We start from the raw sequence: 14,299 nt of genomic DNA, 5'->3' as shown, positions 1-14,299 counted from the left end.
GTATGACGAGTATCCACTCGAAACTATCACGAGTACGGAAGCCTCGTGTCCACATTACCTATGATGTTGAAACTGAAGGTACAACTCTTAAGAAAGAACTGCCTTTTGTTGTAGGTGTAATGGGTGATTTCGCTGGTCAAAACACAGAAGCGTTGAAGCCATTAAAAGACCGCCGTTTTATTCAGATCGATCGAGATAACTTTGACGATGTACTCAAAAAAATGAATCCATCGGTGAAGTTTAAAGTTGCGAATAAGCTTGCGAATGACGATTCACAGTTTGAGGTCGATTTAAACTTTAAATCAATGCAAGACTTTGAGCCTGCTGCGATCGTAAATCAAGTTGATCCACTACGCCAATTGATGGAAACGCGTAATAAACTGCGTGATTTGATGACAAAAGTTGACCGCTCAGAAGAGCTTGAAAATATCCTAGAGGATGTTTTGAACAATACGGACAATCTGGCAAGACTTGCAGGCGAGTTAGATCTTGACAAGAAAGCGAAGTCAGACAGTACTGAAGGAGCGGAATAATGACGACTGAAGCTGAAAAACAGTTAGATCCAACAGTTAATGAACAGACAACTTCATTCTTAGATCAAGCTATTGGTGCGACTAAGCAGACCGAAGCTTCTCGTGCTGAGGAGCTGATTAAAACGCTCGCTGAAGAAGCAATGAAAGGGACAGTTACTTGGAACAAAAACCTAACAGTAACTTTTCGTGAAGCGATTAATTTGCTCGATAGGCAGATTTCTGATCAGTTGTCTGAAGTAATGCATCACCCAGAATTACAGAAACTCGAAGGTTCTTGGCGCGGCTTAAATTATCTAGTGATGAATTCAGAGACCAGCTCTACTTTGAAAGTTCGCATGATGAGCATGACCAAGAAAGAGCTACATAAAGACTTGAGCAAAGCTGTTGAGTTTGATCAAAGCCAGATCTTTAAAAAGGTTTACGAGTCTGAGTTTGGTAGTGCTGGTGGTGAACCGTATGGTGCATTGATTGGAGACTATGAGTTTACCAACCACCCAGAAGATATTGAGTCGTTACGCCTAATGTCAAATGTAGCGGCTTCTGGCTTCTCTCCATTCTTGTCCGCAGCTTCACCAGCACTATTCGGCTTTGATGAGTGGACTGAGTTGTCAAAACCACGCGACCTAGATAAGGTATTTGAATCACTAGAATACGCCCAATGGCGTTCGTTCCGCGAGAGTGCCGATTCGCGCTTCGTTAGTCTGACGATGCCAAAAGTCCTTGCTCGTTTGCCATACGGACAAGCTACCGCTCCAGTCGAAGAGTTTGGGTTTGAAGAGTTCGAAGTAGATCCTGTTTCAGGTATTGCTGTTAACGCTGAACATAACGACTACTGTTGGATGAACTCTTCGTATGTTCTTGGTGTTAAGTTAACCGACGCATTTTCAAAATATGGATTTTGTACTGCCATCCGTGGTGCAGAAGGCGGCGGTCGAGTGGATAACTTGCCAACGCATTTCTTCATGAGTGATGATGGCGACCCTGATATGAAGTGCCCAACAGAGATTGGTATTACCGACAGACGTGAGGCGGAGCTTGGTAAGCTTGGTTTCTTACCACTTTGTCACTACAAAAACACCAACTATGCAGTGTTCTTTGGTGCGCAAACCTGTCAAAAACCAGCGAACCATGAATCCCCTGAAGCAACGGCCAATGCGGCCATTTCTGCCCGCCTACCTTATATGATGGCAACATCTCGTTTTGCGCATTATTTGAAAGTAATGGCTCGAGATAAAATTGGTAGCTTTATGGAAGCAGAAGACGTTGAGTCTTGGCTGAACCGCTGGATCCTAGGTTACGTCAATGCTTCTGAAGGCGGTGGTCAAGAGATCAGAGCGAAATACCCTCTAGCAGACGCTCGTGTTCAGGTTAAGGAAATTCCTGGCGCACCTGGTTCTTACAATGCCGTAGCATGGCTGAAGCCTTGGTTACAAATGGAAGAACTGACCACATCTTTGCGACTTGTGGCAAAGATCCCTCAGTCAGGTGGATAAGAAATGAATTGGCTGGTCGAAAGGCCAGCCATGACCAATCTTTATGTTCTAGATGGAATTAGCAGTGTCACTTAACTTTCGCGACCCTAGCAAGCTAAAACATGAGTTCAGTACCGGAGGCTATGCTGAACTTGATAGCCCGTGGTTGACTCGATTCAATGAATCTTCTGATCTTGTAGCGTCAGCGCGAATTTGGATAGAAGGTACACGTTCAAGAGATTTGGACAGCTTTCGTCATAGTGTGATGAACACAATTAACCGCATTGATGAGCTATTAGAATCTCAACTAAATGAAATATTACATCATCCTGAGTTTCAACAGCTCGAAAGGGGGTGGGTTGGAGTTAGGTATTTATGTGAACAGGTTGATTCTCGTTCATCGGATTCTGTAAAAGTTAAGGTTTTAACGGCGACATGGAATGAAATCAGTAAAGATGCTTTAAAAGCCATCGAGTTTGACCAATCAGCACTATTTAAGTTGCTCTATCAAAATGAATATGGCATGGCAGGGGGAGAACCCTTTGGTGTGGTGGTTGGAGATTATCAGCTTCGCTGTGATCCTAGTAAAAATTATTTTGATAGAGATCTGTCTGTGTTGAGTAAGATCTCTCAGTCTGCAGCTGCAGCATTCAGCCCATTTATCATGTCTGCATCGCCAGAGATGTTTGGTGTTGATAGTTTCGCTCAACTCTCTGCGATAAGAGATATAGCGGCCCAATTTGAACAGGAAGATTATGCAAAGTGGCGTAGTTTGAGAGACAACGATGACGCTAAATTTATTGGTTTGACTGCACCTAACGTCTTGTTCCGTCAGCCATACAAAAGTGATGGCTCGCGGAATGATAAATTCAATTTTCAAGAACACATCTACGACTCCAACCGAGATTTGCTATGGGGGAGTAGTGCGTACTGTTTTGCTGCCGTATCAATTAGAGCATTTCAGGAACATGGTTGGTTCACGCATATGCGAGGGATTAAACAAGGCGATTACAGTCAGGGCATTATCGTCGCTCCTACAAGGAGCAAGATGCGTGTTAACGGCAAGAATGATCGTGAAAGATGTCCGTTAAACTTGAAAATCTCTGAGAGAAAAGAACAAGAATTGTCTGAGTGCGGTTTTATTTCTATTTCTCCAATACCTGAGACTGATATGGTAGGGATGACCTCGAATGTATCTCTCTACAAGCCCAAACAATACGCAGAAAAGCATATTTCAACGAATGCAAAACTGACATCGATGTTGCAATACACATTGTGTGTATCGCGAGTCGCACATTATCTCAAGGTTATGGGGCGTGACAAAATTGGTGGGTATCAAGACGCAGAAAGCCTAGAGCGTGACTTTCAACGCTGGTTACATCAGTACACTACCGCATCAGATGAAGCGTCTGATGAGCTTCGAGCTAAATACCCCCTAAATGAAGCAAAAATTACAGTTCGAGAGAAAAGAGAAACTCCTGGACATTATTACTCAGTTATCCATTTGCGACCGCATTTTCAACTCGATCAAATGGTATCTAGCATTAAATTAATTACCGAATTATCACCAGAGCACATGGTGTAAGGAAATAACAATGACTCAATGGAAAAATGCTTTGTCCCAAGGCCTATTGCAACACGCTCTAGAGCAGTTAACTGATGAAATTAAAGCAACACCTAAAGATGCGAGCTTGAGAAGTTCCTTCATTGAGCTTCTTTGCATTGATGGGGACTTCGAGCGTGCGGACGCTCAGCTCATGCAATCGATTAAATTGTTTCCTGAGTATCTGCCTGGTGCAAGTCAGCTACGACATTTAGTGAAAGCAGCTCAAGCTAGAAAGGATTTTATCAATGGTGCGGCTAGTGCCAAAGTAATAGGTGATGAGGAATTAACTAAAGAGCTTGTTCGATTTAATCTTGCTCTCGGAAATAAAGAGTACGAAGAAGCGTCACGTCTATCGCATCGCATTGAAGAGCATCGTACTATTAAAGGGTTTAACGTAAACGGCACAAACTACGAAGATGCTAGAGATATTGATGATCGTTTAGGTGGTTACATTGAACTGTTTTCTACAGCAGGTAACTATTTTCTTGTACCCATATCGAGCATCCATACGCTAGAAGTTAAAGCACCTACTTCTTTGTTAGAGAGTATTTGGCGACCTGTCGAGTTTGATATCGATGGACTTGGTGAAGGCGAAGGCCATATGCCGTTGACATATGTTGACTCAGAGACCGATGCGCAAAAGTTAGGTCGAGAAACGGATTGGAAGCAGATTGGTGAGCAAGAATCTTTTGTTGGCTTGGGTCAAAAATGTTGGTTAGTCGGTGACTCAGCGCTTCCAATCTGTGATTTGACTACATTATTAGAACAGAAACAAATAGCGTAGAAATATCATGTCGTTAACCGTTTCTCTGCTCGACAAATTGATAGATAGTGATCCTCTCACTCGAGATGAGAAAGACTTCCCTGCAAGCCAGCAACAGATGTTGAGCAGCTTACTTAGAGATCTAGAGTCGATGCTGAATAGTCGTATTGGATGGAAAAATATTCCTGATGATCTTCTAGAGGTTCGTTATTCAATATTGAACTATGGGCTGCCAGATTTTTCCTCAATGCCCTATAGCAGCCAAGAAGGGCAGAATCAGCTTTGCGACATCGTTCATGATGCAATTAAAGAGTTTGAGCCGAGGTTAAGGAACCCTCATGTCCAGATTTCGGACGAGAAAAACGCTATTGATAGGGTATTGAGGTTACAGATAAATGCCTCTTGCTTAATTGATAACAGTATTCATGAAGTGCGATTCAATTCTGAAGTAGAGCCGGTAAATTTAGGTATGAAACTGAGTAGAGCAAAATGAGTGAAGAGTTTCTCAAGTACTATAATCGCGAGTTAGCTTATTTGCGTCACAAAGGGCAAGAGTTTGGTGAGCAGTATCCCAAGATTGCCGCGAGACTTCGTATTAGTGAGGAACAGGTTGACGATCCACACGTAGAAAGATTGTTAGAAGGCTGCGCATTTCTAACAGCAAGGATTAGACAAAGCTTAGACAATAGTTACCCTCAGTTTACAGAGTCTTTGATGGGACAGTTATATCCGGATTTTCACGCCCCAATCCCGTCAATGTCAGTCATTAAAATGAGCTGTTCTAACTCCACTTCCTCTTATTTTGATGTAGAAGAAGGCGAGCGAGTTGTTATCGGTGCTACTGGATATCATGAATGCGAGTTTAGAACTTGTTATCCGGTCAGAATGTATCCTGTTGATGTGACCTCTGGCGTTTTTAAAAATGCGCCTTTCAAGCCAGTTGGCTCACGATGGGAAAGCAATGCTCATTCAGTTTTGAAAGTACAGCTCACGGCTCAAGATGAAGAGACTCCTCTTGGTGAAATGGGGATAGAACGGCTGCGCTTCTATTTAAACGGTCAATCTCAATTGACTTTTAAGCTCTACCAAATGCTGTTTCAAAACCTAATTGGTTTATCTGTTGTTGTGGATGGCAAAGAAGTTCGTCCTTTAACCAAAAGACATCTTTCTGAAGTAGGATTTTCAGAAGATGAGAAAGTTGTGCCATACAGTAAAAGAAGCTTTTCAGGAGCAAGATTACTTGTTGAGTATTTGCACTTTCCTGAGAAGTTTATGTTCTTTGATATCACCGAACTTGGATTATCTGAGCTAGATCTTGGAGAGCAAGTCGAACTGTATTTTTACTTTGATACCAACGATGACTGGCTTCCAAAGCAAGTGGACGAAGAAAGCTTAATGGTAGGTTGTGTGCCTGTAATCAACTTATTTAAAAGTATTATGGAGCCTAAGCGTATTCTACCAACTGAATACGATTACCACTTGTCTCCGCAATACCAAGAATCTGAAAGTAATGAGGTTGTCTCAATTTCTGACGTAACGTTGAGAAACTGGAACAAAACGTACCACAATTTGCCATGTTATCACGCTGGTGAGCACACGCATTATACAAACACTAGTGAGATTTATTGGTTGATGAGACGTGAGGATAAGAACTGGGCTGGTGGGTATGATGAGCCAGGTAGAGAAACTTACATTTCTTTTGTTGATAAAAAACATCAATTGTTCAGCCCGGATAGCCGGGAAAACTGGTTAATGTACGTGGAAGCTGAGTGCTGTAACCGCAACTTAGCGCAGAAACTTCCATTTGGAGGTGGGCTGCCGCAAGTATCTTTACCGGAGGTAAATGACAATTTCGAATCTGTTCGTTGTTTAGTTTCTTTATCAGAAACTATTCGGCCAGAAATGGATGAAAGCACACGATGGCAGTTAACTAAGCTTTTAACTTTAAACCATTTTACCGAGGAAGATGGTTTAGCAACTTTGAAGCAGACCCTTAATCTCTATGCATTTTCTGGGACAGCAGAAACGAAAGCGGTAATCGATGCTTTAACTAAGTTAGAGTTTGAGCCTACTACAGGAAGAATTAGTCAGAAAGGCAAAGTTGGATTTGCGCACGGTATAAAAATTATTTTGACGGTTTCTGATCAAATTTTACCTAAAGAGCAGATCTTTCTCTTAGGTAGTGTTTTATCTGTTTACTTCTCGCAATATGCTGAAATTAACATTTTTACGCAGTTAGAAATAAGAATTAAGTCCACGGGAAAGTCTTTCCACCTATGGCCCGCATTAACTGGCGATAAGGTGTTGCTATGAGCGCGGAACAATTTTATCGAGAATTAAAGCAACATCCATTGTTTGAAGCGATTCATCTTATTGAACACGAAGTTCTGCAAGCAGAGGCGCAAATAGGAACAGATGCGTTACCGAAGCATGAAAAGCTAAACTTAAAGGTTAATCCATCATTAGGTTTTGAAAATGCTCAGCTTTGTGAACTGAAAAATATAGATGACAGCAAGTTAGAGATTGAGACCAATTTAATAGGCCTAACGGGTGAGCAAGGTGTGCTTCCCCAGCACTATAGTGAATTAGCTTTACATCGCCAAAAAGAAGGCGATACGGCTATGGTGGACTTCTACGATATTTTCAATCATCGCTTATTATCTCTTTATTATCGATGTTGGCAACTGAGTCAGCTGACTGTTCAGTCTCGTGCGCATGCGCAGGGCGCGCGTTCGCCGTTAGAAAGCTGTAAATCGGCATTAACTGGGAAAGGGAGTTCACTGTCCCGGCACTATGGTGGTGTGTTTGCTTCACCAGTGAGAAGTAAAGGTGGACTGAAAAGTATTCTTGAATGTTTATCTGGATGCCAAGTAAAAGTTCATGAATTTCAAGGACAATGGTTACACCTTACGAAAGAAGAGCAAACACGCCTTGCATCCCGAACTATGCCTGAAGGGCAGTTTGCTCAACTTGGTTTAGGAGCGTCTTTGGGTTCGAAAGCATGGAACATCAACGCGGGGACAACAATAGAATTTCTGCCAAAAGATAAACAGCTAGTTAGTAAATTGCTTCCTAACCAACCCAATATAGCAATCATTAAGAACGCTGCTTATGAGTTGATTGGAAAACATAAACAACTGAAGTGGCAGCTCACCACCAAACATAGTTTGCTACCACAAGCTTGTTTATCGAAACAGCAGGGGCAGTTAGGTATTGGTTCTGTGCTTAAAAAACACGAACGTACAAAAGATCGAACTATAACAATTACTATTTAAAGGAAATGTAATGGCTTCACTCTCACTTTCAGCGTTGGTCGAAAGATTGTCTCCTCAGGCTAAGGAAACACTTGAACAGGCAGCTGCGATGGCAAGCTCCCGAACTCATCACAGTATTGAAATGTCTCACTGGTTAATGATGATTATCCGCCATCCTGACGATATTTACTCTGAAGTTTTTGACGAATTTGATGTCGATAAAATCAAGGTTGAAACCGATATTCAAAAGGCATTAGAAAAATACAAAACAGGATGCCAGTCGGTGCCTGGGCTATCAGCTCATACGGTGACTGTTATGCAAAATGCCTTGTTGTCTGCAACCATTGAATTCAATCAAGAACAGTTGGGGTGCATCCATCTTTTATTTGCCTACTTGTCTGATGATACGTTAGTCAACATGGCTGGTTCGATTAGTCCTGAACTAAACAAGATAGAACCATCTCGCTTATTGAACTTTAAAGAAAGTAATGCGCCTCAATCAAGATCGAATGACTTAGCGCAGTCAAACGCGAATTCCGCCTTGAATCAATTTACAACAGACCTTACTGAGCAAGCTAGGGAAGGTAAAATAGATCCGGTGATTGGTAGAGATAATGAAATTCGCCTAATGATCGATATTTTATTAAGACGCCGACAAAACAACCCGATTCTTACGGGAGAAGCCGGTGTTGGAAAAACAGCCGTTGTTGAAGGTTTGGCGCAAAAGATCATTGATGGCGATGTACCTCCCGCTCTGCAAAATGTGGCAATTAAGTCTCTGGATTTGGCGTTACTGCAAGCCGGCGCAGGCATGAAAGGTGAGTTTGAAAACAGGCTTAAGAACCTTGTTAAGGAAGTAAACGACGCTCCACAGCCTATTATATTGTTCATTGATGAAGCTCATGGCCTAATTGGCGGTGGTGGGCAAGCGGGCCAAGGTGATGCGGCGAATATTCTGAAGCCAGCATTAGCGAGAGGTGAACTCAGAACGATCGCAGCAACAACGTGGGCAGAGTATAAAAAGTATTTTGAAAAAGATGCAGCTTTAACTAGGCGTTTTCAAGTCGTAAAGGTTGATGAGCCAGCCCCTGAACTCGCGATCGAAATGTTACGAGGCTTACTTGATGTAATGGCACAACACCACGATGTTCATATCACTAACCAAGCTCTCAATGCAGCGGTCCAACTGTCAGCTCGATACATTAATGGTCGTCAACTGCCAGATAAAGCGGTTTCTGTTTTGGATACGGCCTGTTCTCGAGTTGCGTTAAGTCAGTCATCTACACCGGGAGGCCTAGATGCGAAAAGAAACAAACTTAAAGCAAAGCAAGCTGAGTATGAGCATCTTAGCCAAGAGAGTCGGCTAGGAGCATCTCTTGATGTGCAGCTGCAAGGTGTCCGAAAAGAGATTGATGCGCTATCTAATGACATTATTGAATTAGAAGTACTTTGGGAAAAAGAAAAAGAATGGGTAAATGAAGCTAAGTCACTTAGAACCCAAATAATCCAGGAGGGTTCTGAAACTGCTAGAGACAAGTTACAAGAGCTTGAAAATAACCTTTCCGCTAACTCACAGCCCTTAGTTTTTTCGCATGTAAATGAAGCGCTAATCGCAGAAGTTATTTCGGATTGGACCGGTATACCGCTAGGTAAACTTCAGGATGATGAAATCCAAGCAGTATTGGGTTTGAAAGAAAGTTTGTGTAAGCGAGTTGTCGGGCAGGATCACGCTTTAGAGCTCATGTCTGAAGTGATAAAAACCGCGAGTGCGCAGCTCACGGATGAGACACGACCAAATGGTGTATTTCTCCTAACCGGACCAAGCGGAGTGGGTAAAACCGAATCGGCTTTGGCGATTGCAGAGAAAGTCTATGGTAGTGAAGAAAATGTCACGACTATCAATATGTCGGAATTTAAGGAAGAGCATAAAGTCTCATTGCTATTAGGTTCTCCTCCTGGTTATGTCGGTTATGGAGAAGGAGGTGTACTGACTGAAGCTGTTAGACGTAAACCTTATAGTGTAATTCTCCTCGATGAAATGGAAAAAGCGCACCCTGGTGTTCAAGATATTTTTTATCAGGTGTTTGATAAAGGCTCAATTAAAGACGGTGAAGGTCGAGATATAGACTTTAAAAACACTATTATTATTATGACCGCGAACACAGGGACCGAAACGACGATGTCTTTGTATTCTGATCCTGATTTATCTCCTGAGCCGTCAGCACTAAAAGATGCTTTACGCGATGATTTGTTGGTCGACTTTAAACCTGCATTTTTAGGGCGTGTGAACGTATTACCTTATTTGCCTCTATCAAGAAAAGTATTGATAGAAATAACAAAATTAAAGTTGGATAAAATTACGACTCGTATTCGTAAGCACTATAACGCTGACCTGTTTTTTGATGAGGAACTAATTAATGATATTGTAGACAATAGCAATGAGTCTGGCAGTGGTGCGCGTGTGGTACAAACAACCATAGAAAATACATTGCTTCCGAAGATTTCTCATGAAATATTGCATGCAATTCTTAATGATAAGACGTTTGATGAAATTATTGTTAAAGGTACAACTAGTGGACTTGATGTCTCAATAGTTTAACATCCTTTACACTCTCAATAATAATTGGGAGTTGGTTCATATTAACTATTATTTTTTATAAAAAACGCTTAAATTAAATCTTATTTAAAGATATAACAGGGCGTATTTAAAATGAAGTTTTTGATACATTAATCACTAATTATCACCAAACGTCAGATAATTAAATTACTACGATATATGTCAATTAATAATGCTATAGGAGATTAGCATGCAGTCTAATACGTATCTTAAATACGCAGATATTAAGGGTGAGGCAACAGCCGAGCAATACAAAGATTTGATTACACTACTATCTGTAGATTGGAGTGTAGGTCGTGAGATCTCATCATACACTGGTACAGCGATGGACCGTGAAGCGAGCGCTACTCGTCTATATGATTTGACTATCACTAAACTTCAAGACCGTTCTTCTCCTGACTTATTTAAAGAAGCGACGATTGGTAAAGGTAAACCAGCGGTTTTCCATATTACTAAGCAGGGTGAGAAGGTTGAAGAGATCATGAAGATCGAACTGACTGATGCGATGATTTCTAACTACTCAGTTTCTATCCAAGACGATCGTCCAGTTGAAACTATCACAATTTCTTACACAGAAATGATGATGACAGTGACTCCTACTGACGATAAGAACAACACTTCTGCTCCATTGGTATACGGCTACAGCGGTGTTAAAGGTCAACAAATGTAATTTTCATGCGGGGGAGTATTCCTCCGCATTTTTTTGAAAGAAGTATTTAATGAAAAGAGCAACTCAAGATAACAATTTCATCCGAATTTCTTCCCCATTCGGTAAAGATGCCATCATACTAAACTCGTTTGAGTATAAAGAAGAGATCTCAGAACTTTTTTCATTGCGTGCTAAAGCTTACTTTAATGATCAACGAAGTGAGTTAAACGAAATTATTGGTAAGGAAGTTACCATTACCCTTGAAAATAATGAGGATGTTTCTTCAAATCCTCGTTATATGCATGGTTACGTTTCTGCTGCAAGATTAGAAGGGAAAAGGGTTTCTAATACACATAAAGGCGAAAATTATAAAAACATAGAATTATTAATAGAGCCTAAATTACGTTTCGCTGAATATCGAAAAAATTGCAGAATATTTCAGCATAAAGATATAAAGGAAATTATCTCTGAAGTACTATCGGAGCATAGTGTTGCCTTTAGTTTTGAGCTAACCAAGTCCTATCCTAAATACACGTACAAAGTACAATATGAAGAATCAGATCTTGAATTTGTTCGACGTCTGTTATCGGAAGAGGGGCTATCATTTTGTTTTACACATACTAAGTCTGCCCATACGCTCAATATTTTTGATGACATCAGTTTTTATAAGCCGGGTACTGAGTTTTTAGTCGATTTTGATACAGGTACGGCGAAATCTAGCCACATTTCTTCTTGGCATGAAACGCAAATTCTGACTACTAAAGCGAGTCAAAAGTCAGGCTATAACATGCTCAAGCCTTCTTCGAATCCTAAAAATACTGCAAAGGGTGAAAGTGATTTTTTTACAGTGCCTGAAAGCGAGTATTTTGAATACATGGGTGAAATGGAGAGCAATGATCAATACGCACTGAGAAACACGCATGCAATAGAAGCACTACAGCAAAATGCATATTTGTGTCGTGGCGAGGCTACGTGCAGAACATTCAGCGTAGGCAAGTGCTTCAAGTTTAAAAAACATGAAGATAAATCTCGAGTTGGCAAAGAATATGTACTGTCTTCTGTTTTTTTGTCTGCTGCTGTTTATAACCAGACTGGTCAAGGTGGCACCGGTGCGCAAGGTGTCAAAGTCTCGTTTAGTTGTGTTGACTCAAAGACAATCCTTCGTCCTTCAGTTAACTATCCGAAACCTCAGATGAAAGGTTTGCAAACTGCAATAGTTACGGGGAACAAAGATGGTGAAATTTACATAGACAAACATGGCCGTATCAAAGTTCAGTTTCACTGGGACCGTGTTGGTAAATACGATGTAAATAGTTCATGTTGGATTCGTGTTGCGCAAAATATCGCAGGTAACGGATGGGGGTCGGTGTTTCACCCTAGAGTCGGACAAGAGGTCATCGTCGAGTTTGTCAACGGAGACCCTGATCAACCAATCGTTACGGGATCACTATATAACGGTAGTCAACTCCCTCCTTACGCTTTACCAGAGCAAAGTTCTCAGAGTGGTTATAAATCACGCTCTGTACAAAAAGGTACATCCAATTTTAATGAGTTGCGCTTCGATGATAAGCCTGGTGAAGAGCACATTTATCTTCATGCTGAAAAACTGTTCCAAATGCTAGTTGAAGACTGTGTTGATATCGCCGTTGAAAACAGTAAAACCGAAAAAGTGACCAATGATGTTAATCAAGAGGTTGGTCAGAACGCGAGCTTGAAAGTAGGTAAAAACTTTTCGAATGAAACGGGTGAAGTGCTGTCTTTTAATGCAGGAAAGAGCGTCGAGATCAAAGTAGGTGGTGCTTCTATTCAGATGTCTAGCTCTGGAGAAATCAATATCAAAGGTAATAAAATATCCATTAACGGCTCAGCTATTGCTCTTAAAGCTGGGCAAATTTCATTGAACTAAGGTGATTTAAAGTGGGTAAACCAGCCGCAATTTTGGGCAGCTTTCATCTTTGCCCTAAAAAAACAGGAAAGATACCGCATGTCGGTGGTCCCGTCGTTGTTGGCTCACCAAACGTAACGATTGGCGGGATACCTGCGGCAAGACAAGGCGACAAGCTTATTTGTATCGGTCCTCCGGATAGTATCTCAGCAGGTTCTTCTAGCGTAACAATCAACGGTAAACCAGCCGCGAGAGTCGGCGATTCAACGTCTCATGGTGGCAAAATTCTATCTGGTATGCCTACGGTTTTAATCGGAGGCTAGATGCCACTCGCATTTCAAACGCATCTTCTATCTTTTAATGGCCGTTCACACACCGTTCGCGAGATAGCTGATGATTCTTTTAGATTGTCCGAGGAAATCCGACCCCCTGACTTTGCTCAATCAATAGATGAGCATATATTAAGCCTCGTGCGCTCTGAGCGCGAGAGTCTTGAGCAAGCTGATATCAAGGGGAATCTCTGTGTTCTTTTACCATCTTCGGTGGACAAAAGTTTGCTTAAAGCATTGATAAGCGAGCTTTCTATTTTCGTTGACCAAACTGTCAATACTGAAATTTACTTTTATCCTTATGGCCAAGCTGCATTTTTGATGGCACTAAATCGGATAAATCGTGAAGTTAATGAAACGCAAGCGACTTGGATACTGGCTATAGAGGTTACGAGTGATGTAGAAGGGCATGTCAAACCTCAAAGCTCTATCATTTTAACCAAGTGTTTTTTTCGACATTCAGGTCTTGTGCCTGATGTTGTTCGAATTGATTTAGATGCCAAACAACAACGCATCGCCGTGGACAAGGTGTTTAAGCAATTAGGAGTAAGTTGTGAACATCCACTCAGTCAATTGTATTTATCCGTTAATAAGGAAGAACCGCAATGGTTAAACTCAATGCAATTCTTGTCTCCGTGGGTGACCGATCAAACTCAGTATCAATTTGTTGATATCAAACTTGGCGGATTGGGTGCATGTGGCGGCGTTTTAAAAGCGTTAGTGATTGATGAGCTTCAAAGAAGCAGCCCCTGCCCAGACTTTCACGTGTTGCAAGCGGACATCGAGTCAGATGGCTATGCGGTAGGAGTAATATACAATTGGCGTAGTGAATAGGTCTGGCTATTGCTTTTCCTTCTAGTAGTAGCTGAGGTTTTAGTGATGCAAATGTTATGGGGGATTGACTCGAAACTGGCCCTTTAATGATGTTTGGACAATGACTAGGCGCAGCTTGCTTTTCAAAATAGCTTTGCTCACCGCGTTTTTACAGTGTTCTTCTCGCTTTCTGATTAAATAGCCAGCCATAGAACACAAACCACATGAAAAGCTGTTCGACTCAAGATATCCTTACCGAAATAAAATAACTTGAGTTTTGGCTTGTTCGAGATCCCACCCGTGACGCATTCCTTTTTATAAACGGTACATGGACTCTGACAGAAGCAAGCCTACTCATAGAATTGGCGGAAAGTGAAT

12 protein-coding genes are annotated in these 14,299 nt (G+C 41.5%); all 12 read left to right on the top strand.

The features are described 5' to 3' along the window. The first annotated feature begins 2 nt into the window (after nucleotides 1-2). The 12 genes from tssB (at nucleotide 3) to R7044_RS14945 (ending at nucleotide 13,942) form a co-directional block, all read left to right on the top strand. Nucleotides 3-533, top strand: a complete 531-nt coding sequence (gene tssB / locus R7044_RS15000) for a type VI secretion system contractile sheath small subunit (RefSeq protein ID WP_005387524.1) — start codon at nucleotides 3-5, stop codon at nucleotides 531-533. Next, nucleotides 533-2,026, top strand: coding sequence for a type VI secretion system contractile sheath large subunit (tssC, locus tag R7044_RS14995; protein ID WP_005375950.1), 1,494 nt, complete (start codon nucleotides 533-535; stop codon nucleotides 2,024-2,026). Before tssB ends, tssC (R7044_RS14995) begins: the two co-directional genes overlap by 1 nt. A 52-nt stretch (nucleotides 2,027-2,078) precedes the next feature. Continuing rightward, on the top strand, nucleotides 2,079-3,590 hold the full coding sequence (gene tssC, locus R7044_RS14990) for a type VI secretion system contractile sheath large subunit (RefSeq protein ID WP_033907015.1): 1,512 nt from the start codon (nucleotides 2,079-2,081) through the stop codon (nucleotides 3,588-3,590). A gap of 10 nt (nucleotides 3,591-3,600) precedes the next feature. Next, a complete protein-coding gene (locus R7044_RS14985) occupies nucleotides 3,601-4,395 on the top strand; it encodes a type VI secretion system accessory protein TagJ (RefSeq protein ID WP_225455656.1) in 795 nt (264 codons plus the stop codon). A 7-nt stretch (nucleotides 4,396-4,402) separates the two neighbouring features. After that, complete coding sequence (tssE, locus tag R7044_RS14980) at nucleotides 4,403-4,867, top strand: type VI secretion system baseplate subunit TssE (RefSeq protein ID WP_225455655.1); 465 nt, start codon at nucleotides 4,403-4,405, stop codon at nucleotides 4,865-4,867. Continuing rightward, a complete protein-coding gene (gene tssF, locus R7044_RS14975; protein ID WP_017820213.1) occupies nucleotides 4,864-6,687 on the top strand; it encodes a type VI secretion system baseplate subunit TssF in 1,824 nt (607 codons plus the stop codon). Before tssE ends, tssF begins: the two co-directional genes overlap by 4 nt. Next, nucleotides 6,684-7,649, top strand: a complete 966-nt coding sequence (tssG, locus tag R7044_RS14970; RefSeq protein WP_005375963.1) for a type VI secretion system baseplate subunit TssG — start codon at nucleotides 6,684-6,686, stop codon at nucleotides 7,647-7,649. The genes tssF and tssG overlap by 4 nt, the downstream gene beginning before the upstream one ends. A gap of 10 nt (nucleotides 7,650-7,659) precedes the next feature. Next, nucleotides 7,660-10,227, top strand: a complete 2,568-nt coding sequence (gene tssH / locus R7044_RS14965) for a type VI secretion system ATPase TssH (protein ID WP_017820212.1) — start codon at nucleotides 7,660-7,662, stop codon at nucleotides 10,225-10,227. Between the two features lie 208 nt (nucleotides 10,228-10,435). Further along, nucleotides 10,436-10,915 carry an Hcp family type VI secretion system effector gene (locus R7044_RS14960; protein ID WP_005375967.1) on the top strand — a complete coding sequence of 160 codons (480 nt, stop codon included), beginning with the start codon at nucleotides 10,436-10,438 and terminating at the stop codon, nucleotides 10,913-10,915. A 49-nt stretch (nucleotides 10,916-10,964) separates the two neighbouring features. Then, complete coding sequence (gene tssI / locus R7044_RS14955; protein ID WP_017820211.1) at nucleotides 10,965-12,800, top strand: type VI secretion system tip protein TssI/VgrG; 1,836 nt, start codon at nucleotides 10,965-10,967, stop codon at nucleotides 12,798-12,800. Between the two features lie 11 nt (nucleotides 12,801-12,811). After that, nucleotides 12,812-13,102: a PAAR domain-containing protein gene (locus R7044_RS14950; protein WP_005375969.1), complete on the top strand. Its 291-nt coding sequence runs from the start codon at nucleotides 12,812-12,814 to the stop codon at nucleotides 13,100-13,102. After that, entirely contained in the window at nucleotides 13,103-13,942 is an 840-nt protein-coding gene (locus R7044_RS14945) for a hypothetical protein (RefSeq protein WP_025767716.1), read from the top strand. Nucleotides 13,943-14,299: the final 357 nt, after the last annotated feature.

It is taken from the genome of Vibrio sp. 1402, from assembly GCF_033340275.1.
Note: the sequence above shows the minus strand (reverse complement) of the source record. Positions and strands in the feature narration are given on the sequence as shown.

What these genes read in the sequence shown, in the direction of transcription:
- tssB (WP_005387524.1), top strand. Translation starts at nt 3, where the DNA reads ATGACGAGTATCCACTCGAAACTATCACGAGTACGGAAGCCTCGTGTC.
- tssC (WP_005375950.1), top strand. Translation starts at nt 533, where the DNA reads ATGACGACTGAAGCTGAAAAACAGTTAGATCCAACAGTTAATGAACAG.
- tssC (WP_033907015.1), top strand. Translation starts at nt 2,079, where the DNA reads ATGGAATTAGCAGTGTCACTTAACTTTCGCGACCCTAGCAAGCTAAAA.
- R7044_RS14985 (WP_225455656.1), top strand. Translation starts at nt 3,601, where the DNA reads ATGACTCAATGGAAAAATGCTTTGTCCCAAGGCCTATTGCAACACGCT.
- tssE (WP_225455655.1), top strand. Translation starts at nt 4,403, where the DNA reads ATGTCGTTAACCGTTTCTCTGCTCGACAAATTGATAGATAGTGATCCT.
- tssF (WP_017820213.1), top strand. Translation starts at nt 4,864, where the DNA reads ATGAGTGAAGAGTTTCTCAAGTACTATAATCGCGAGTTAGCTTATTTG.
- tssG (WP_005375963.1), top strand. Translation starts at nt 6,684, where the DNA reads ATGAGCGCGGAACAATTTTATCGAGAATTAAAGCAACATCCATTGTTT.
- tssH (WP_017820212.1), top strand. Translation starts at nt 7,660, where the DNA reads ATGGCTTCACTCTCACTTTCAGCGTTGGTCGAAAGATTGTCTCCTCAG.
- R7044_RS14960 (WP_005375967.1), top strand. Translation starts at nt 10,436, where the DNA reads ATGCAGTCTAATACGTATCTTAAATACGCAGATATTAAGGGTGAGGCA.
- tssI (WP_017820211.1), top strand. Translation starts at nt 10,965, where the DNA reads ATGAAAAGAGCAACTCAAGATAACAATTTCATCCGAATTTCTTCCCCA.
- R7044_RS14945 (WP_025767716.1), top strand. Translation starts at nt 13,103, where the DNA reads ATGCCACTCGCATTTCAAACGCATCTTCTATCTTTTAATGGCCGTTCA.